We start from the raw sequence: 21245 nt of genomic DNA on the forward strand, positions 1-21245 counted from the left end.
TTATTATTTAATACCTATTATATATACCATATACTTAATTATAAAAACAAAAAATGCCTCCAGAAAGATTCTCTCTGGAAGCATTTTAACAAAAAAGTAAATGTTTATTACAAAATTCTCTTTAATCCCGAAAAATCATCACGGTATTGGCTAGGAGTACATTTCTTAAAAGCTTTAAAGCTTCGATTGAAATTGGCTATATTATTAAAGCCTGATTTGAACGCAACTTCAGACACACTAAGGTCTTTCTCAACCAGCCATCTGGCGGCATAACCAATTCGAATATCATTAATATAATTGACAAATGTTTTTCCTGTTCGTTTTTTTATAAACCTATTAAAAGAAATCGTTGTCATATTGGCCACGCCTGCCACTTCTTCCAATGACAATTTCTCTGCAAAATTCTTTTGAATATAATCATAGATCAATTTCATTTTGTCATACTCTTCAAAAGTATCATTTTCGACGGTAAAAGTTGACAAAAGCCTTTGATTACGGGAGTTCGCTAGATCATACAATATTGAGATAATCTCCAAGAAATAGTCCATACCATCCAACTTGGATATCTTTATCAACCTCGGAGTGAGCATTTCGGCTACCTGATTTGAAAATAAAATACCATGTACAGAACGATTAAACATCTCCTTTATAGGTGTCATAATTCGCCTGGACAGCAAAAATTCATGAAAAAGATCATGATGAAACTGAATTGTTATCTCGTGAATATCTTTGTTTTTACATTTATGTTGTTCCCAACCATGATACAAATTAGGCCCAACCAACACCAACTCCACATCATCAATCTCTTCTATATTGTCACCTACCACGCGTTTTACCCCTTTTCCGTTCAATATAAAATTGATTTCAAATTCAGGATGATAATGAATTGGATAATCAAATTCATCCTTAACTCTGTCAAAAACCAAAAAACTATCTTGTGCTGCAAGGGGAACAATTTCCCTATGAAAATTTTTAAAAGCGCTCATAATTCATTTTTTTATTTGCAATAATAAGATATAAAATTGATAAAATAATATTAATCCAAAAGATCTTATTACTATATCTTTGAAAAATGAAATTTTATTTTTGAATATAAAAACAGCTTCAAAAAATACAAATCCTTTTAAAGCGTTTAATTTTTTAACATTTTGACAAAAAATTAGTAAAAACATAAAATTTCAACTTTAAAATAGCAACTATTTGAAAATCAATTTTAATCGATTTTAAATTTATTTTAAGCCAATCAAAACTCATTTTTTTAATTATGACAAAATCAAACTATATACTCTCACTTTTTTTTGCTTTTAGCACATTTTGTTCGTCTCATTCACAAACAAGTGATACTAAATTATCATTATCTGATAAAAAATCAACAAAAAACACAGTTAAATTATACGAAAATTTAAATAAAACAACTCAAAAAGGTATCTTATTTGGACATCAAGACGATTTGGCATACGGTGCGAACTGGAAGTATGAAGCAGGACGAAGCGATGTAAAAGATGTCGTTGGCGATTTTCCAGCAGTTTATGGATGGGATTTGGGAGGTCTTGAAAGCAAATCGGACAAAAATATAGACGGTATTCCTTTTGACAAAATGAGGCAATACATAATTGAAGGACACAACCGAGGAGCCGTTATCACAATCAGTTGGCATCCAAACAATCCTTTAACAGGAGGAAATGCTTGGGACACCACACCAAAATCATTAGCTTCTGCTTTACCTGGTGGTGTAAGCCATGAAAAATTCAAGTCTTGGCTGGATGAAGCAGCAAAATATATTTTAACTTTAAGAGATAAAAAAGGAGATTTAATTCCAATACTATACCGCCCTTATCATGAACTTACCGGAACTTGGTTTTGGTGGTGCAAAAACAACGGAAGTCCTGAAGAGTTTAAAATCCTTTGGAAATTTACTCTCGATTATTTTCAAAAGAAAGGAGTTAACAATTTAATTTACGTGTACAATACCGCCGATTTCAACTCTAGGGAAGATTTCTTGGAATACTATCCCGGAACCGAATATGTTGATGTTTTGAGCTTTGATAAGTATCAATACAGTGATCCTACAAAAGACAACTCATTCATTGAAAGTTGCCAAAAACAATTTGGAATCATAGACCAAATCGCAAAAGAGCAAAACAAAATTATTGCTTTTGCAGAAACAGGCTACGAGGCTATCCCGTATGACAAATGGTGGACAGACACCTTAATGAAAGCTATGGGTGACTACAAAATATCTTATGTGCTGGTTTGGAGAAATCATGGCTGGCAGGAAAAAGAACAAAAAATGCATTATTATGCTCCTTTCAAGGGACAAGTGAGTGAAAAAGATTTTGTAGATTTCTATAATCTAAACAACATTCTTTTTGAAAAAGATGCTGCAAAAATTAACCTATATAAAAAATAACCCCAAAAGACATTAACCTCTAAAAATGGAAGAAAAAATTAAATTAAAAGAAAAAATCGGTTACGGATTAGGTGATGCTGCTTCCTCAATGTTCTGGAAAATTTTCAGTATGTATCTAATGTTTTTTTACACAGATGTCTTTGGACTAGCACCTGCCGTAGTTGGAACAATGTTTTTAATTACGCGTATCTGGGATTCCTGTTTTGATCCTTTGGTAGGTATTATTGCAGACCGCACCAAAAGCCGTTGGGGAAAATTCAGACCTTACTTATTGTGGACAGCTATTCCTTTTGCCATAATAGGTGTACTTACTTTTTACACTCCTGATTTTGACGAAAAAGGAAAAATAATATATGCATACGTTACTTATTCCTTAATGATGATGATTTATTCCATCATTAATGTGCCCTATGCATCCTTGCTTGGTGTAATGTCGGGTGACCGCAAAGAACGCACAACACTTTCGTCCTACCGTATGGTTTTTGCCTTTGGCGGAAGTTTATTGGCTCTTTGGTTAATTGAACCTTTGGTTAATCATTTTGGAGGAAATTTAAATTCTAAAATGGGCTGGTTATACACCATTATTGTTTTTGGAATGATTACTACAGCTTTCTTTTGGGGTTGCTTTTTTCTTACCAAAGAAAGAGTACAGCCTATAAACGATGAAAAACCTAACTTAAAAGAAGACTTGAATGATCTTCTTAAAAACAGACCTTGGTGGATTTTATTGGGTGCCGGAATCGGAGCTTTGATATTCAACTCTATACGTGACGGAGCCGCAGTTTATTATTTTAAATACTATGTAAGCAGCACTGTAAGCTACAGTTTCAACATTCTGGGAGAGAATTTTGCAATGACTCCAACCACACTTTATTTAGTATTAGGACAAGCCGCAAATATCATTGGTGTTATTGCAGCTACGCCTATTGCAAATAAAATCGGAAAAAAGAAAACCTTCTTTGGTGCAATGGCTCTAGCTGCGATTCTGAGTGTCATTTTCTACTATTTAGGAAAAGAAGATGTTATGCTTATCATGATTTTCCAAGTACTTATCAGTATTTGTGCCGGCTGTATTTTCCCATTAATCTGGTCGATGTATGCTGATAGTGCTGATTACTCCGAATGGAAACAAGGAAGAAGAGCAACAGGACTTATTTTCTCTGCCTCTTCGATGTCACAAAAATTTGGATGGACAATTGGCGGCGCTGCTACAGGCTGGCTATTGGGATACTTTGGTTTCCAAGCCAATGTAGCACAAACAGTAACTGCACAGACCGGAATACAGTTAATGCTGAGCATTCTTCCTGCAATTGCAGCAGCCATCTCAGTACTTTTTATCATTTTCTATCCGCTGTCAGAAGAGAAATTGCAGGCTATTGAAGATGACCTTAATGACAAAAGAAATATCAATAAATAATATACGATTTAGAACATTCAATTATGAGTACAACAGCAATAAAAGCCGATTCAGGACAAATAAAAATGGAACTTGAAAAGCAATTTAACACGCTTATACAAACAGAAAACCAGCCTCAAGACGGGATCGGGAACGGCATATATACACGTTATAAAAATCCTGTTTTAACCGCTGCACATACACCATTGGAATGGAGATTTGATTTTAATCCAAAGACAAATCCGTTGTTTTTGGAAAGAATTCAAATAAACGCCACATTCAATGCAGGAGCTATAAAATGGAATGATAAATATGTGCTTGCTGTACGTGTTGAAGGTGCCGACAGAAAATCTTTTTTTGCTATTGCAGAAAGTCCGAATGGAGTAGATAATTTCAAGTTTTGGGACAAGCCCTGCGTTATTCCTCAAACTGAAGAACCAGATACTAATGTATATGACATGCGTTTAATAAAGCATGAAGATGGTTGGATTTACGGTATTTTTTGTACCGAAAGAAAAGATCCCTCTGCGCCACAAGGCGATACGAGTACGGCTATTGCAAATGCAGGAATTGTTCGTGCCAAAGATTTAATAAATTGGGAAAGACTGCCAGATTTGATTTCGAATACTGGACAGCAGCGGAACGTGGTATTGCATCCGGAATTTGTAGACGGAAAATATGCTTTATACACACGTCCTCAAGACGGATTTATTGATGTTGGAAACGGCGGTGGAATTGGGCTAGGCTATGTTGATGACATGACTAATCCAATTGTAAAAGAAGAAAAAATAATATATGGAAAAAAATATCACACCGTATATGAATTAAAAAACGGACTTGGACCTGCACCTATCAAAACTGAAAAAGGTTGGTTACATTTAGCTCACGGAGTTCGTAATACAGCTGCAGGTTTGCGTTATACACTATACATGTTCATGACGGATTTGAATGATATTGCAAAAGTTACTCATGCTCCTGCTGGTCATTTTATGGGACCTGAAGGTGTAGAAAGAGTTGGTGATGTTTCTAATGTTTTATTTTCTAATGGATGGATCGAAGATAAAGACGGTACAGTCTACATCTATTATGCTTCTTCTGATACTAGAATGCACGTGGCGGTTTCTTCAGTGGAAAGATTAGTGGATTATGTTATAAATACTCCTGAAGACACTTTGACATCTGCAGGTTCCGTAAATGCTATTATCAATCAAGTGAATAGAAACAAAGAAATTTCATAATTGTGAATTCCAATTTAAAAAATCTAAAAATAGAACTAAAGCTTGAGCTTCAAAGTATCCTCTCCTATTGGATGGATAATACTATGGACGAAAAAAACGGTGGCTTTGTTGGACAAATAGATTACAATAACAACACAAATAATAAAGCCGAAAAAGGGTCTGTACTTAATGCAAGATTACTATGGACTTTTTCTGCTGCCTATAAAATTTCACATAATAAAGAGCATTTAAACATTGCAAAACGTGCTTTTGAATATATTTCGGAACACTTTTACGACACTGAATTTGGCGGGATTTTTTGGAGCATCAATTATAATGGCACTCCAAAAGATACTAAAAACCAAATTTATGCATTGGCCTTTGTTATTTATGGTTTGAGCGAATATTATTCGGTTACCAAAGATGAAAAATCTTTGGAACTTGCTATCGCTTTGTACACTAAAATTCAGGAATACAGCTACGATGCAGACAAAGGCGGTTACTTAGAAGCCTTTACCCGCGATTGGCAGCCTATTGATGATTTACGCTTAAGCGAAAAGGATGCCAACGAAAAGAAAACAATGAATACTCATTTGCATATCGTAGAAGGATTTGCAAATTTATACACCGTTTGGAAAGACGAATCATTACGAAAAGTCATTGTTGAATTATTAGCAACTATCGAAAAATACTTCATCAATACCGAAACAGGACATTTAAGGTTGTTTTTTGATGAAAATTGGATTGAAAAGAAAGACGTCATCTCGTATGGTCACGACATTGAAGCAGCCTGGCTATTATTGCGATGCGCAGAAATTGTGGAAGACGAAAAACTCATTTCTAATTATAAAAAACATGCCATTCAAATTGCAGAAGTCACCAAAGAAGGAATAGATCACGACGGCGGATTATGGTATGAATACGATCCAGAAACGAATGAATTAATGGCCGAAAAGCATTGGTGGCCACAAGCCGAGCTGATGATCGGTTACTTTACTGCTTGGCAGCTTTCAGGAAAACATGAGTATTTGGACATTGTTTTCAAAAATTGGGATTTTACAAAAAAGCATATCATTGACAAAGAAAATGGGGAGTGGTTTTGGGGTGTACTCAGTGATTATTCGAAGATACAAAAAGACAAAGCCGGTTTCTGGAAATGTCCTTATCACAATGGCAGAGCGTGCATTGAATTAATTAACCGAATCTAAGTACACGACACTATGAGGAATACTTTTTTAAAGATTATAATTCCAAGCTTTCTAATTACACTTAGCAGCTGTTCCAAAGACGATCCTGCAACTGACCCAATTGTTGTTCCTCCAGTTGAAGTAACCGATGCACTGACGACACAAAACGTAAAAACCTATATGGTTGACCCAAATGCCTCAGCAGAAACGGTTGCCCTGTTTTATAACTTAAAAAAACTGGCTAAAACTAAATTTGCAATTGGACAGCAAGATGCTTTTAGTGGTTTTTACAATAATGGCTCAACTACTGAATCAGATATTAAGAAAACTACGGGATATGATCCAGCACTTTTAGGAAACGACTTTATATTTATAACTGATAAGCAAAATAATAATCAAGCGGACAATTGGTTTTACCAACAGGAGCAAAAAACAATAAATGATGTTAAAGCAGCTTACGCTAAAGGTATAATAAACACTTTTTCCTGGCACATAAGAGAACCGTATAATGAAGACAGCTTTTATACTGCCGATATGACAACAGAGCAAAAATCAACCGCTTTTAAAAGTATTTTGCCTGGCGGTGCCAATCACGAATGGTACAAGAAAAAACTCGATAAAATAGCCAGCGTTTTCTTAAAATTGACAGGGTCAAAAGGAGAATTTATTCCGGTTATTTTCAGACCTTTTCATGAGTTTGACGGAAGCTGGTTTTGGTGGGGAGCTAATTTTTGTACCGCCGAAGAATATAAAACGGCTTATCAATTTACAGTTACTTATTTAAGAGATACAAAAGGTGTTCACAATGTTTTATATGCCTTCTCACCTGATAATTCCTACTCCAAATCGGCTGATTATTTGAGTCGTTATCCTGGAGACAAATATGTAGATGTGCTGGGAATGGATAATTACGGGGATTTCGCTGCCGGACAAGCGCAAACAGGTGCTACTAAAGCCAATGCCAAACTAAAAATGATTTCGGATTTGGCAATAACAAAAGTAAAGATTGCCGCAATGACCGAAACTGGTTATTATGTTACCGCAACGACTCCGCCAATAAACGAATGGTTTTCGACCTATTTATATAGTGCACTGACAGCCAATAGCGTTCAAATTAGTTATGTTATGTTTTGGAATAATAGCAAAGACGGCTATTGGGTCCCAACCCCAACAGCAACAAATGCAGCTGATTTTAAAACATTTGCAACAAAACCAAAATCGGCATTGATAAATACTTTACCTAAAATGTATGAGTTGCCAAAATAAATTTTAAGTTCTCTTATATAACGAAAAGCTCTAGCCCTGATAATAGTGGAAAGCCCGGAGTCTCGCTGATTTAATTTTTTTGTGTTTGAAAAGCGACTGAAAGAAGCTCTTTCAAACACTTAAAAAATTTATCAGCGAGATGAGGACTTGTAACGGATAGCAGGATTAGCTTCTAAAAAATAAACCATGAAAAAGACATTCTTCTATTTAGCCTTAATTGCATTAGTACTTGTAAATCTTGATGGTTATGCCCAAAAACAGCAGGCAAGAATCACCGTAAAAGGAACGCAGTTTTATAAAGGCGACAAGCCTTATTCCTATATTGGAACGAATTATTGGTATGGAAGTTTACTGGCTTCAAAAAAAGTGGGCGATCGAAAAAGACTGCTTCGCGAACTGGATTTAATGAAGAAAAACGGTATCGATAACTTACGGATTTTGGTGGGTGGTGATGGTGGAAAATACGATTTTACCGTTCGTCCCGCTTTGCAGTATGAGCAAGGAAAATATGATGATGATTTACTGGACGGCTTGGATTTTTTGATTGCCGAAATGGGGAAACGCAACATGTATGCAGTATTATTTTTGACCAATAACTGGGAATGGTCCGGCGGAATGTCACAATATTTAGAGTGGAATGGTAAAGGGGCGATTCCTGTGCCTGCAATAGCTCCAAATACTTGGCCACAATTTATGGCGTACACAGAACAATTCCATAGTTGTGAGCCCTGCATTGAAGGTTTGAACAATCATGTAAAATATATTGTTGGCAGAACAAATACTTATACAAAAAGAAAATACACCGAAGACAACACGATTATGGCGTGGCAAGTCGGAAATGAACCAAGACTTTTTACGGTTGAAAATGAGGCGAAATTCACTGTTTGGCTGAATAATATTGTGAATTTAATTGACAGCTTGGATAAATACCACTTGATTTCTACTGGCTCTGAAGGACTAAATAGTTCGAATGATGACATTGGGATTTTTGAAAGAACACATTTAAACCCAAATATTGATTATTTGACAATGCACATCTGGCCGAAAAACTGGAATTGGTTCAAAGCTGATAATGCCGAGAAAACATTGTCAACAACTCTAGAAAACACAGGGATTTATATCGATAAGCATATAAAAGTAGCTCAAGATTTGAAAAGACCAATTATTATTGAAGAATTTGGTTTGCCTAGAGAAAATGAAAGTTTAGTAAATGGCACATCGGTTGCCAATAGAGATGTTTTTTACAATTATATCTTCAACCGAGTTGCAGAAAGTGTCGCCAACAAAAGCGTTCTGCAAGCTGCTAATTTTTGGGGATTTGGCGGTGAAGGAAAACCAGTTATGACTGATGGAAAATGGAATCCTGGAGACCCTTTGACAACGGATCCGCCACAGGAGCCACAGGGATTAAATTCGGTTTTTTCTTCTGATAAATCGACTTTAGAATTGGTAAAAAAGTACAATCTGGAATTGAAAAAAAATTAACCGAATTAGAACATAAAAAACAAATTAACTAACCGAAAAGACAATGAAAAAGGAGTATGCCGTAGGATTGGATATAGGAGGAACCCACATTACCGCTGGAGTCATCAATCTTACCAACATGAAAGTTCTCGAATCTTCCATGCATAAAGAGTCTTTTGATTCTAATCTGCCTGTAGATCAGGTTTTGGATATTTGGGAAAAAACGATCCGTGCTTCATGGGATAAGTCAGAAGTAGAAACTATGACAGGAATAGCAGTTTGTATGCCCGGTCCGTTTGATTATGAAAATGGCATTTGCTGGATAAAAGGACAATCCAAATACGAGCATTTTTATGGATTAAATATTGCGGATTTACTTCGAAATAGGCTTAAACTTCCTAATGATTTTAAAGTCTTTTTTGAAAATGATGCGGTTTGTTTTGGTAAAGGAGAAGTATATAAAGACAACACTAATCTTTCGAAAAAAGTAATGGCTATTACAATCGGAACTGGATTAGGATCTTGTTTTATTGATAAAGGATTCTCTATCAGTTCCGGAAATCAAGTCCCTACAGACGGAGAAATATGGAATCTTCGGTTTAAAAATGGAATCGCCGAAGACTATGTGTCGTTAAGAGGGCTTGTCTCAAAGTATTTTGATTTAGAAAAAACAACCGTAGAAAGTGGATTGGAACTTTATAATCGTGCCGTGGCTGGGGACGAAATGGCGATAAAAGCATTTGAAAAAATGGGAGAAGATTTAGCACAAATTGTGATTCCTTGTTTAAAGAATTTTTCGGTTGAACACTTTATTATTGGCGGGAAAATCGCAGATTCAAGTGCTTTATTTTTACCTTCTTTGAACAAAAAAATCAAAGATGCAGGTTTAGAAATTACCATACAAATCTCTGATGACAATGAAAATGCGGCTTTACTGGGTGCTGCAAGTTTACTTCTTAATAGCCGCATTTTAAATAATGCATTGGCTGAGTAAACAAAACGGTAAAATCACAGTCAACGAATATTACCTTTTAAAATTATGAAAAAAACGATACCCTTACTTCTAGCATTATTACTTTTTAGCCCCATTTTTTCCCAAAAGAAACAAAATTTTCAATTAGTTTCCCCAAATGGAAAAATTGACATCAATATTTCTCTTTCCGATAAAATAACTTGGGCGATTACGCACGAAAAAGAAACTATTTTGAGTGCTTCGCCAATGTCTATGACACTAAATGAAAGTGAAATATTAGGCAAAAACCCAGTACTTTTAAATTCAGAAAAAGTAAATATCAAAAATTCATTTGAAACTCCGTTTTACAAAAAGAAAACAGTCGAAGACAATTACAACCAATTATCACTACAATTCAAAGGCGACTTCAGCCTAGAATTTCGTGCTTTTGATGAAGGAGTTGCCTATCGATTTATCACTAAAAAGAAAGGAAATTTTACCGTAAAATCAGAAGAAGTAGTTTTGAATTTCGATCAGGATTACACTACTTTAATGCCCTATGTTCGCGATTTAAGAAACCCAAAAGACCCTTACATTTCTTCTTTCGAATCCCATTACGAAAACAAAAAAATAAGTGAATTTGCAAAAGACACATTAGCATTTCTTCCTTTTTTGGTTGATTTTAAAAATCAGAAAAAAGCCGTTTTTCTGGAGGCAAATCTTCATGATTATCCAGGAATGTTTGTGACCAACAACAAAACAAAATCAGGATTTGAAGCCCGTTTCCCAAAATACCCTTTGCAGGAAATGAACGGAGGATTCAACTACCTCAACAAACTAATCAGTCAAAGAGCCGATTATTTGGTGACCACAAAAGGCACTAGAACTTTCCCTTGGCGAATTGTAGTTATCTCAGAAAACGATGCGGTCTTAGCCAATAATGATATGGTTCAGCGATTATCAGAACCTTCCAAAATAAAAGATATAAGTTGGATAAAACCGGGTAAAGTGGCTTGGGATTGGTGGAATGACTGGAACATCTACAATGTCAATTTTCAGGCAGGAATCAACACCGAAACCTATAAATATTATATTGATTTTGCTTCCAAAAACAAAGTGGAATATGTTGTTTTGGATGAAGGTTGGAGCGTGGAGACCAACATTATGGAACACAATCCAAAAGTGGATTTGAAAGCCTTAATTGCATACGCAAAAGAACAAAATGTAGGCATTATACTTTGGGCGTCATGGATGGCATTGCACGAAAATATCGAGGCTATTTTCAAAAACTATGCAGATTTGGGAGTCAAAGGTTTTAAAGTTGATTTCATTGACCGTGACGATGCCAAAATGGTAAATTCTGTTTATGAAATTGCACAAAAAGCCGCCGATTATAAATTACTGCTTGACTTTCACGGGATGTACAAACCAACAGGAATCCAACGCACTTATCCCAACATTTTGAACTTTGAAGGTGTAAAAGGATTGGAGAACAACAAATGGACACCAAACGATGATGTTCCTACTTATGATTGCACCATTCCGTTTATCCGAATGATCGCTGGCCCAATGGACTACACTCCCGGAGCGATGCGAAATGCCACAAAAAGTGAATTCAAACCTAGCCATTCGAATCCTGTAAGTCAAGGAACAAGATGCCATCAACTGGCTTTGTACATGATTTTTGAAGCGCCATTGCAAATGATGGCCGACAGTCCAACAGCTTACATAAAGGAACAGGAATCAACCGATTTTATAGCAAAAATCCCAACCACTTTTGATGAAACGGTGGCATTAAATGGAAGTGTTGGTAATTATATTTCTATGGCCAGAAAGAAAGGAAACAACTGGTATTTGGGAGCCATTACTAACTGGAACGGCAGAGACGTTACGATTGATTTTTCATTTTTAGAAAAAGGAAAAAATTTCGAAGCCGATTTATTTACAGACGGCCATAATGCTGAAAAAGCGGCTGTCGATTACAAAAGAGAAAAAATCACAGTTGATTCCACTACTAAAATGATTTTTCATTTGGCAAGTGGCGGAGGATTATCGGCAATAATTTCGCCTAAATAAGAGTAGTCTTTAAAGAACAGAAGATAAAGAATGAATTTAAATTTAGAACCTGCGTGAAAATATAGGCACGCAGATTCAGCAGATTTATGCAGATTTTATAAAATTTGAATAACTGAAAATGTAAATTTTGTAAAAGAGTATGCCTTGAAATTTTATCTTTTTTATTATCTCAAAATATTTTCGATTGCATTCAATTCATCAGTCGAAAATTGCAGATTCTGCAAACTGTCAATATTATTATTTAATTGTCCCACAGAACTGGCACCAATCAATACCGAAGTAACTCTGTTGTCTTTTAGCAACCAAGCCAAAGCCATTTGCGCCAAAGACTGATTTCTTTCTTTAGCAATGTCATTCAATTGAATAATTTTCTGGATTCTTTCCTCCGAAACCTCATCTTCTTTTAAATGTCCATTTGGATTATGAGCACGAGAATTTTCTGGTATTCCTTTAAGATATTTATCAGTTAAAAGTCCTTGTGCCAAAGGAGAAAAAGCAATACAGCCTACCCCTTTTTCCTCAAGAACATCAAGTAACCCTTCTTCAGGTGTTCGAACAAACATTGAATACTTCACTTGATGAATCAAACAAGGCGTTCCCAATCGTTTCAAAATTTCGGTAGCTTCTCTTGTTTGCTCGGGATTATAATTAGAAATTCCTGCATACAAAGCTTTTCCACTACGAACGGCATAATCCAACGCCATCATCGTTTCTTCCAAAGGCGTTTCTGGATCAAAACGATGCGAATAGAAAATATCTACATATTCCAAACTCATTCTTTTTAGACTTTGGTCTAAACTAGACAATAAATACTTTCGGGAACCCCAATCGCCATAAGGACCATCCCACATCGTGTAACCTGCTTTAGTCGTGATTACGATTTCGTCACGAAGATTTCCCTGAAAATTATTTTTAAGAATAGTACCAAAATTAGTCTCCGCCGAACCCGGAATTGGACCATAATTATTTGCCAAATCAAAATGGGTTATCCCCTTGTCAAAAGCAGCTTTGGCAATACTTTCCGCATTTTCAAAACTATCTACTGAACCGAAATTGTGCCATAATCCTAGAGAAATTTGAGGTAATAACAACCCGCTTTTTCCACATCTATTGTATTTCATTTATTTAATTTAAAAATTGGTGTAAAAAAATCCAACACGAATTTCACAAATTTTCACGAATTAATTAGTGGAAATTCGTGAAATTCGTGTTTAAATATTTAATTCAATTCAAAACCACCTTCCAAACCTTTATCAGAGCTTCCTCCAACCATAATTTTAAAAGTTCCTGGCTCTACCAAATAATTCCCTTCGTTATCAAAGAAACCTAATTCCTTGCCCGTCAAAGTAAAAGTTACAGTTTTCGTTTCTCCTTTTTTCAAACTAATTAGTTCAAAACCTTTTAATTCTTTTACTGGTCTAGCGATACTTGCAGCAACATCATGAATATACAATTGAGCCACTTCTTTTCCGTCATAGTTTCCTGAATTGATAATATCTACCGAAACCACTACTGACTCTCCTTTTGCGAAAGCATTCTTATTGATTTTTAAATTTTTATATTCGAAAGTAGTATAACTCAACCCAAATCCGAAAGGATATAAAGGTGTTTTCTCTACATCGGTATAATGCGACCAGAATACGTTTTTATCACTATTTACAGGTCTTCCCGTATTGTAATTATTATAGTAAATTGGCACTTGCCCTACGTTCCTTGGAAATGACATTGGTAATTTTCCACTTGGATTGTAATCTCCGTACAACACTTGAGCCACTGCATTACCTGTTTGCGTTCCAAGATGCCAAGCCTCAACAATAGCTGGAATATGTTCTGCTGCCCAAGGCAAAGCCAGAGGTCTTCCGTTATTTAAAACCAAAACAATATTTGGATTTACTTTATAAATTTCTTCCAATAATTCTTGTTGCACACCAGGCAAATCTAGATTCGTTCTACTACGTCCTTCCCCCGACTGAAAACCATGCTCTCCCAAAACCATTACCACAACATCAGCGTTTGCAGCTACTTTTTTAGCAGCATCAAATCCGCTTTTGTTCGTAGTATTAAAAACCAATTCAGCTGTAAAAGTTGCTTTTTCTGTTATCAAATCGGCTCCTTTTTCAAACGTCAATTGATTGCCTTTGTATTGTTGCATTCCTTCCAAAACAGAAACTCCTGTATTGTCGTCAGAAGCTATTCTCCAACTTCCCAATGGACTGTTTTTGTCATTAGCCAAAGCGCCAATCAAAGCAATTTTCTGTCCTGATTTTTTTAGAGGAAGCAAACCTTTATCGTTTTTCAAAAGTACAATCGATTTTTTGGCCATATCCAAAACAGCGTCGTTATTTGCTTTGTTTCCAATTGTTGCTTTTTCTCTTTTCTCGTCACAATATCTGTAAGGATCGTCAAATAATCCCAATTCGAATTTAACTCGCAAAATTCTTCGAACAGCATCGTCAACCAAAGCTTCTTTTACTTTTCCGTCTTTTACCAATTTAACCAATTCGGAAACATATAAATACGCTTCCATATCCATATCCGATCCCGCAGTTATAGCTTTTGCTGAGGCATCTGCACCGTCTTTAGCATAACCATGAGCAATCATTTCGCGCATTGAAGACCAATCCGAAACCACAAAACCATCAAATTTCCATTTCCCTTTTAGAATATCTCTTTGCAAAAATGAATTTCCGGTTGCTGGAACACCATTCAAAATATTAAAAGAATTCATCATGGTACGAACGCCAGCATTAGTCGCAGCTTTAAACGGTGGAAAAACGGTATTATACAATTTTGTGTTACTAATATCCACAGTATTGTAATCCCTACCCGATTCGGCAAATCCATAGGCAGCAAAATGTTTGGCGCAAGCCGCAATCGTATTTACTTTTTGCAAGTCGGCTTTTGTGTCACCTTGAAAACCGGTAACTCTTGCCTTTGCTATTTTACTTCCCAAATAGGGATCCTCTCCCGCACCTTCCATCACACGCCCCCAACGGGCATCTTGCGAAATATCAACATTTGGTCCAAAAGTCCAGTTAATACCCGATGCCGATGCTTCGTCTGCCGCTATTTGAGCCGATTTCTTAATTGCTTCCATATCCCAACTCGCCGCTTCTGCCAGCGGAATTGGACTCAACGTTTTATACCCGTGAATCACATCAAAACCTATGATCAACGGAATTCCCAATCGGGTTTCCTCAACGGCAATTTTCTGAACAGCCTTTACTTCTTTTACACCACGGACAGATAGCATCGAACCAACCCAACCATCACGCAAATGTTTGTATTTCATTTCGGCATTTCCTCCTTTTGGAGCTGGTCCGGTTACTTCCCAAAAACCATTATATTGATTCATTTGCCCGACTTTTTCTTCCAATGTCATTTGTTTCATCAACAAATCAATTCGCTCTTCAATTGGTTTTGATTTGTCTAAATGTGGCATTTTCTGTGCATTCATAGTTCCTGTCGTAATCAGGGTAAAAATCCCTGCAATAATTAATGTATTGTTTTTCATAATTGGTATTTTATTTTTTGGGCGTATCCCTCCAGAAAAAGTCGGGTCGGGCTATCCGTTGCAATCTCCCGAGAAAAATCGGGAGGATTTTCACTACTATCCCTTACGCGGATTCACAACAACTTCAATTTATCTCGCGAAGACGCAAAGGCGCAAAATTCTGAGTCACTGTCTTTGCGTCTTCGCGCCTTTGCGAGAACTAGATTTAAAAGAAAACGAGAAACTCTTAATCGGGTGAAAACTGAAAACTGCAACCTTAACTATTCGCTTATAAAACTCGAAGCAGGCAAATTAGCTTTATTAAAAAGCGTTGCCTGATCGGTATTCTTCCAAGCATAACGCACTTTAACAGGCGATTTCACCTTATCCGATTTAAGTACCACTGTATTGTCCTTGATTACAGCGGCTGCTTTATAAAACACATTGTCACTTCCTGCAACTTCAAACAAATCGGCTTTCTTGTCCTTAAAATACAAACCGTCTGCATAATCAAAAGTGACTGTTATTTTATTTTTTTCAATGTAAATTCCTTTATAAAGCGGGCCGTTTACCAATGCTCTATTCGTTTTATAAGTATTCGCCAAAGCCAAATTCGCCAAACGAGTTCCAACCGATTTCTTGTCTTTTGGATGAATATCGTCAATTGGAGAAATGTCGCTGGTTACTGCCATTCCTGTATTCGGAACTTCCTGCAATACTTTTCGCTGCGCATCCCGAATGATTGAACCGCCAAAATGATCTTCTCCATATTTATAAGGAGCAATCTGTACATAATAAAACGAAAAATCATACTTCCATAATTTTCTCCAAGAAGTAATCAAAGACGAAAGAGTTCTGTCATAAACCGTAGATCCCACATTGCTTTCTCCCTGATACCACAATGCTCCAGCAATTTTAAATTTTGCCAACGGATAAATCATCGCGTTAAAAGCGCGTCCTGGCTGGTTTGGACCGTAACTTTCTTCTTTACGTGTTTTAGCAGCTTCTAATAAAATAACATCATTTTGGATTACTTCTTCCGGCATCCATATCTCAGCTGGCGTTCCTCCCCAATTGGATGAAATCAAACCAATCGGTACATTCTTTAATTCTTCCTGCAGGCGTTTTCCAAAAAAATACCCAACTGCACTAAAATATTTCATCGTTTCCGGTGTGCATTCTGTCCAAGTTCCAGACAAATTATTTTGAGGAGTTGTAGCCGTTAATTTGGGTACAGCAAAAAATCGAATCGAAGAATTTGTTGCATTTTTCACAGACTCATCACCGTTCTCAATTCCCCAACTGGCATTCATTTCCATATTAGATTGTCCGGAACAAATCCAGACTTCGCCAATCAGAATGTTTTTCAAAACGATTTCGTTATATCCTTTTATGGTAATCGTATAAGGGCCTCCTTCTTTTGGAGTAGGAATAATAACCTCCCATTTAGCCTGATTGCTGGCTTTGATTTTATAAATTTCTTTATTCCAGCTTGGCGTTATCACAACTTCTTCCTGCGGATTGGCAAATCCCCAAATGGTAACTTCACTATTGCGTTGCAAAACCATATTATCCGAAAAAATATTCGGAAGCGTAACATTTGCGGAAGCGATATTTGAAAATATTAGGAAAAGAACAAAGACAATAAGCTTACTTTTCATTTAGCATTTTTTTGAAATAAGGGATTAACTGATCGGCCATTACTTTATCATCAGCGATATCAGGATGATAACCACAGCCTTTTGGAGACATTGGCTGGAATTCGAACAATGCAATTGGTTTGTGCATTTTATCATTTTCAAAAGCCTGAATCACTTTTTTCAGACATTTTACCAAAGTCACATTTCGCTCTCCCGAAACCATCGGACTGTTCAATAAAACAATTCTCGTGTTTGGTGCGTGTTTGTAAACTGTTTTGATAAAATCAATATAATTTGAAACATATTTTTCTTCATTAAAAGGAAGTCGCGCTTTTTTACCATCACCGTCTGAAAGATCATTAGTTCCCAAACAAATGCTCACTAAATCAGGCTGAAAAACAAAATCATACGGTTTTGAACTGTCTTTATTCAGATACAGATTTTCATACACATCCGGAATAATGGGTTCGTTCTCATGCTCATCATTCCAGTTGCGGTACATCCCATAACCAGAAACAGAACTCAACACAAAATCGATATCCAATGCTCTGGAAAGCACTGGACCATAAGCCCAATAAGCATTGTGCTGATCGTACCAATCTCCGCTCCCGCAAGGAATTGTAGACGCATCATTACCATATCCGCAAGTTATAGAATCACCTATCAGTTCAATTTTTTTCTTCTTTTTGGACGCAGTAGATTCTACTAACTTCGCAGTTGTTCCTGCAAATAAAACACCACCGTTAGCGGCTTCGGTAGCTTTATAAATGGAAAGGTGATGCGTTTTTTTACTATTGGGTACAGCAATTGGAAAAGATTTTACTTCCCCTTTTTCTATACGAACTCTCCCGATATATTTACCATCGAGTTCCAAGGAAACATAGTTTTGGTGATCCTCCATGCTTTGTAATAAAACAGCACAGGAGTTTCCTTCAAAATCAAAAGACACTGACGAAGCTGCACCAATAAGGATCGCTTTATTGTCCAGCATTTTCTCGATTCTCCCTTGATATTCAAAAAGCGAATGGGTTTCAGCCTTTTTTTGGGCAACAGAAAAAGACGAAATGGCAATCAATAAAAATAAAAGGTATTTTTTTTTGTAATTCATAATCTTTTGGGACTTTCTTTGTAATATAGTAAACAAATATAAAACTATTGTAATTTAGGATTAGATACTATTTTTTCAAACTATAATCAAAAATTTACATGATTCATTACAATTCATCTTTTATTGTAATAACAGTATTTACGATTAAAAAAAACATAAACTAGAATAGTTTTTTATTTATTTTTATGGATCAATTATCTAAACTTCTAAAACAGATGAATTAAAACAACAAATAAAAAACGCGTATGCGGTCTGCCTGCGGCTGACAATTCCCCAAATCATGTAACGTAAAAAACCTAACCAAATAAACCTGCAAAATGAATATTCAAGTATCTAAAAACTTTAAAAAAATGACAACAAAAGCAATTTTTTCTATTGCTTTATTTATACTCACTTATATCATTTTATTAATCTTAGCCATTTGTCTAACCATTTTATGCATAGCTGGAGCTATTGCCATTATTGCAGCAAAACCAATGTTTGCAACTGTTGCTTTAGGAATTGGTTTAGGCAGTTTAGGTTTATTCATAATTGCATTTTTATTCAAATTCATCTTTAAAAAACATAAAATAGACCGAACACATTTAACAGAAATCACCAAGACTGATGAGCCCAAGCTGTTTCAGTTTATTGAAGAAATCACAATAGAAACAGAGACCCATTTTCCAAACAAAATTTATTTATCATCAGATGTAAATGCTTGTGTGTTTTATGATTCAAGTTTTTGGAGTATGTTCTTTCCAATTAAAAAAAACTTACAAATTGGATTGGGGCTTGTGAACACAATTACGGAACAAGAATTTAAGGCAATTTTGGCCCATGAATTTGGTCATTTTTCCCAAAGAAGCATGAAAGTTGGAAGTTATGTTTATAATGTGAACCAAGTAATTTTCAATATGCTTTACGATAACGAATCTTTCGATAAAATGATACAAAAATGGGCTAGCACTAGTGGCTACTTTGCAATTTTTGTGATGCTTTCACTGAAAATCATTAAAGGAATTCAATGGATACTTAAGAAAATGTATGACTATATTAATCTAAATTATTTGGCCCTTTCCAGAGAAATGGAATTTCATGCGGATGAAGTTGCGGCAAATGTTGCAGGATATCCACCTCTTAAACATTCCCTTCTGAGAATGGATTTGGCTGATCATTCCTATAATTCAGTTCTGAATTTCTATTCTGAAAAAATATCTGAAAATATTAAAAGTGAAAACATCTACAAAGAACAAAGTTATGTAATGAGTTTTTTAGGAAAAGAAAGCGATTTAACTTTCAAAAACAATTTACCTGAGGTAACGGAATTAGACCTGAGTAAATACAACAAATCAAAACTTAACATAAAAGATCAATGGGCGTCGCACCCTAGTGTTGAGGAGCGTATCTTAAATATTGAAAAAACAAATATCATAAAAGAAAACCCGAACAATATTCCGGCAATTCTGTTATTTAATAATCCAGAGTTAATACAAACAAAACTTACTGAAAAATTGTTTTCACAAATAGAATACACGGATAAAATCACTTCTTTTAAAATGGATGATTTTAAGAGTGAGTACGTTGATAACTATGAAAAAAACAGTTTTAATAAAATCTTCAATGGGTATTATGACAATAAAAATCCAAACTATTTTGATGTAGATACTATTGATACATCCCAAAAATCAGAAACCTTTGAATCGCTTTTTGATAAAGAAAAAATTGACATGGTTTATGATTTTATTGCTTTGGAAAATGACAAAAACACGTTAACCGACATCTCAAAGAATAATTTTCAAATAAAAACATTTGATTATGACGGACAAAAATTCAAAGCAAATGAAGCCCAAGGAATCACAACAAGACTTGAAGAAGAAATTGAAAATTTAAAAGCTAAAATTACCGAAAATGACATAAAAATTTACTCTTATTTCTACCAACAAACTCCAAACAAGGACTACCGTGAAGCATTAAATCTAAAATACCGTAACTTCTTTAAATTTGACGCAGCGTTTAATCTAAAAATTGAGATGTATTCCAATCTTTTAAATGCAGCGCATTTTTTCCATGTTGTTACCCCTCTTGAACAAATCAAATCAAATTTGACAGAATTTAAAAAAGTAGAAAAAGAATTTAAAAAGGAAATCTCTGATGTCCTTCACCAAGAAATTTACAAACCCGAATTGACAGAGCCAATAAAAGAAAACTTTGAAAAATACCTTGCTGAAGATTGGGTTTACTTTAGCAATCAAAACTATTTGGACAATGAAATGGAAATTTTATTTACAGCAATGAACGACTATAATTACGTTCTTTCAAAAGGATACTTTCAAACAAAAAAGGATTTGTTGAATTTCAAAAACAAACTATTCGAAAATAATCATCTCCTTAGCAATGTCGTTTCCTAAACTACACTGACTATTTCACAAACTTTATATCACAAAAAAACCACCCTCATCAGGGTGGTTTAAAATTATTTACCGATAATCAAACTAGCTTTTCACTGCCGTAGAAGCAGCCACTACTGTTCCTTTAATCGTTAAGACTTTGACAGTCGTTTCAGCATTTGTTGTTACCGATACTGTTTTGGTAAATGCCCCAGCATTTGCAGCGTTATAAGTCGCAGTAACGGTACCTGACTTCCCTGGCGCAATTGGTGTCTTGGTATAATTAGTTGCCGTACATCCGCAAGAACCTTGCACATTGGTAACTATAACAGCTGTTTTTCCTGTATTTTTAAATTCGAAAACAATTGGTTTCGGTGTATTTTGAGGAATTGTTCCCACATCTATAGTCTCGCTTTTCCATACAACTGATGAAGCTGCTGCAATAGTTTTAGAAACTAACGTTTTTACAGGTTCGATAGCCGAAAAAGACATTAAACTTAGAGTCAATGCCAGCATTGAAATTTTAATCATTTTCATATTGTTATTTTTTATTGGTTACTGTTTTGAATAATCCAAAAGTAGATTAGAAAAACAGATACCCTTGTTAAGCGGTATCCAATGTTTGTTAACGACTTGTTAATGCAAAAAAGACAGCCAAATTTTGACT

15 protein-coding genes are annotated in these 21245 nt (G+C 35.4%); 9 read left to right on the forward strand and 6 right to left on the reverse strand.

The window, feature by feature from the left end; translation table 11 throughout:
* Positions 1–107 precede the first annotated feature (107 nt).
* Entirely contained in the window at positions 108–986 is an 879-nt protein-coding gene (locus B0E44_RS02190; protein ID WP_077370567.1) for an AraC family transcriptional regulator, read from the reverse strand.
* 278 nt (positions 987–1264) lie between these two features.
* Between B0E44_RS02190 and B0E44_RS02200 the strand changes: the two genes are divergently transcribed.
* The 8 genes from B0E44_RS02200 (at position 1265) to B0E44_RS02235 (ending at position 11968) form a co-directional block, all read left to right on the forward strand.
* Entirely contained in the window at positions 1265–2410 is a 1146-nt protein-coding gene (locus B0E44_RS02200; RefSeq protein WP_077370569.1) for a glycoside hydrolase family 26 protein, read from the forward strand.
* 25 nt (positions 2411–2435) lie between these two features.
* Positions 2436–3827, forward strand: coding sequence for an MFS transporter (locus B0E44_RS02205; protein WP_077370570.1), 1392 nt, complete (start codon positions 2436–2438; stop codon positions 3825–3827).
* 23 nt (positions 3828–3850) lie between these two features.
* The gene (locus B0E44_RS02210; RefSeq protein WP_077370571.1) at positions 3851–5044 is read left to right on the forward strand and encodes a glycosidase; all 1194 of its coding nucleotides are present in this window, start codon (positions 3851–3853) and stop codon (positions 5042–5044) included.
* Positions 5045–5046: 2 nt separating this feature from the next.
* A complete protein-coding gene (locus B0E44_RS02215) occupies positions 5047–6231 on the forward strand; it encodes an AGE family epimerase/isomerase (protein ID WP_077370572.1) in 1185 nt (394 codons plus the stop codon).
* 12 nt (positions 6232–6243) lie between these two features.
* Positions 6244–7476: a glycoside hydrolase family 26 protein gene (locus B0E44_RS02220; protein ID WP_077370573.1), complete on the forward strand. Its 1233-nt coding sequence runs from the start codon at positions 6244–6246 to the stop codon at positions 7474–7476.
* A gap of 186 nt (positions 7477–7662) precedes the next feature.
* Positions 7663–8961 carry a beta-mannanase gene (locus B0E44_RS02225; RefSeq protein WP_077370574.1) on the forward strand — a complete coding sequence of 433 codons (1299 nt, stop codon included), beginning with the start codon at positions 7663–7665 and terminating at the stop codon, positions 8959–8961.
* A gap of 43 nt (positions 8962–9004) precedes the next feature.
* Positions 9005–9934, forward strand: coding sequence for an ROK family protein (locus tag B0E44_RS02230; RefSeq protein ID WP_077370575.1), 930 nt, complete (start codon positions 9005–9007; stop codon positions 9932–9934).
* Positions 9935–9979: 45 nt separating this feature from the next.
* A complete protein-coding gene (locus B0E44_RS02235; RefSeq protein ID WP_077370576.1) occupies positions 9980–11968 on the forward strand; it encodes a glycoside hydrolase family 97 protein in 1989 nt (662 codons plus the stop codon).
* A gap of 164 nt (positions 11969–12132) precedes the next feature.
* On the opposite strand, the gene B0E44_RS02240 is transcribed toward B0E44_RS02235, so the two are convergent.
* The 4 genes from B0E44_RS02240 to B0E44_RS02255 all read right to left on the reverse strand — a co-directional run bounded on the left by B0E44_RS02240 (position 12133) and on the right by B0E44_RS02255 (position 18209).
* Positions 12133–13089, reverse strand: a complete 957-nt coding sequence (locus B0E44_RS02240) for an aldo/keto reductase (RefSeq protein ID WP_077370577.1) — start codon at positions 13087–13089, stop codon at positions 12133–12135.
* Positions 13090–13187: 98 nt separating this feature from the next.
* A complete protein-coding gene (gene bglX / locus B0E44_RS02245; protein WP_077370578.1) occupies positions 13188–15482 on the reverse strand; it encodes a beta-glucosidase BglX in 2295 nt (764 codons plus the stop codon).
* Positions 15483–15742: 260 nt separating this feature from the next.
* Positions 15743–17122: a sialate O-acetylesterase gene (locus B0E44_RS02250; RefSeq protein WP_077370579.1), complete on the reverse strand. Its 1380-nt coding sequence runs from the start codon at positions 17120–17122 to the stop codon at positions 15743–15745.
* Positions 17112–18209 carry an SGNH/GDSL hydrolase family protein gene (locus tag B0E44_RS02255; RefSeq protein WP_077370580.1) on the reverse strand — a complete coding sequence of 366 codons (1098 nt, stop codon included), beginning with the start codon at positions 18207–18209 and terminating at the stop codon, positions 17112–17114. Before B0E44_RS02255 ends, B0E44_RS02250 begins: the two co-directional genes overlap by 11 nt.
* A 350-nt stretch (positions 18210–18559) precedes the next feature.
* Between B0E44_RS02255 and B0E44_RS02260 the strand changes: the two genes are divergently transcribed.
* Positions 18560–20599: a M48 family metallopeptidase gene (locus tag B0E44_RS02260; protein ID WP_217341286.1), complete on the forward strand. Its 2040-nt coding sequence runs from the start codon at positions 18560–18562 to the stop codon at positions 20597–20599.
* An 84-nt stretch (positions 20600–20683) separates the two neighbouring features.
* Here B0E44_RS02260 and B0E44_RS02265 read toward each other — a convergent pair whose 3' ends face one another.
* Complete coding sequence (locus B0E44_RS02265; protein WP_077370582.1) at positions 20684–21115, reverse strand: DUF1573 domain-containing protein; 432 nt, start codon at positions 21113–21115, stop codon at positions 20684–20686.
* Positions 21116–21245 lie beyond the last annotated feature (130 nt).

The sequence above is a fragment of the Flavobacterium sp. A45 genome (assembly GCF_002001005.1).
GTDB lineage: Bacteria > Bacteroidota > Bacteroidia > Flavobacteriales > Flavobacteriaceae > Flavobacterium.

Excerpts from the sequence above, each read along its gene's own strand:
- B0E44_RS02250 (WP_077370579.1), bottom strand. The coding sequence starts at position 17,122 with ATGAAAAGTAAGCTTATTGTCTTTGTTCTTTTCCTAATATTTTCAAAT.
- B0E44_RS02205 (WP_077370570.1), top strand. The coding sequence starts at position 2,436 with ATGGAAGAAAAAATTAAATTAAAAGAAAAAATCGGTTACGGATTAGGT.
- B0E44_RS02240 (WP_077370577.1), bottom strand. The coding sequence starts at position 13,089 with ATGAAATACAATAGATGTGGAAAAAGCGGGTTGTTATTACCTCAAATT.
- B0E44_RS02235 (WP_077370576.1), top strand. The coding sequence starts at position 9,980 with ATGAAAAAAACGATACCCTTACTTCTAGCATTATTACTTTTTAGCCCC.
- B0E44_RS02230 (WP_077370575.1), top strand. The coding sequence starts at position 9,005 with ATGAAAAAGGAGTATGCCGTAGGATTGGATATAGGAGGAACCCACATT.
- B0E44_RS02255 (WP_077370580.1), bottom strand. The coding sequence starts at position 18,209 with ATGAATTACAAAAAAAAATACCTTTTATTTTTATTGATTGCCATTTCG.
- B0E44_RS02265 (WP_077370582.1), bottom strand. The coding sequence starts at position 21,115 with ATGAAAATGATTAAAATTTCAATGCTGGCATTGACTCTAAGTTTAATG.
- bglX (WP_077370578.1), bottom strand. The coding sequence starts at position 15,482 with ATGAAAAACAATACATTAATTATTGCAGGGATTTTTACCCTGATTACG.
- B0E44_RS02225 (WP_077370574.1), top strand. The coding sequence starts at position 7,663 with ATGAAAAAGACATTCTTCTATTTAGCCTTAATTGCATTAGTACTTGTA.
- B0E44_RS02260 (WP_217341286.1), top strand. The coding sequence starts at position 18,560 with ATGACAACAAAAGCAATTTTTTCTATTGCTTTATTTATACTCACTTAT.
- B0E44_RS02200 (WP_077370569.1), top strand. The coding sequence starts at position 1,265 with ATGACAAAATCAAACTATATACTCTCACTTTTTTTTGCTTTTAGCACA.
- B0E44_RS02190 (WP_077370567.1), bottom strand. The coding sequence starts at position 986 with ATGAGCGCTTTTAAAAATTTTCATAGGGAAATTGTTCCCCTTGCAGCA.
- B0E44_RS02220 (WP_077370573.1), top strand. The coding sequence starts at position 6,244 with ATGAGGAATACTTTTTTAAAGATTATAATTCCAAGCTTTCTAATTACA.
- B0E44_RS02210 (WP_077370571.1), top strand. The coding sequence starts at position 3,851 with ATGAGTACAACAGCAATAAAAGCCGATTCAGGACAAATAAAAATGGAA.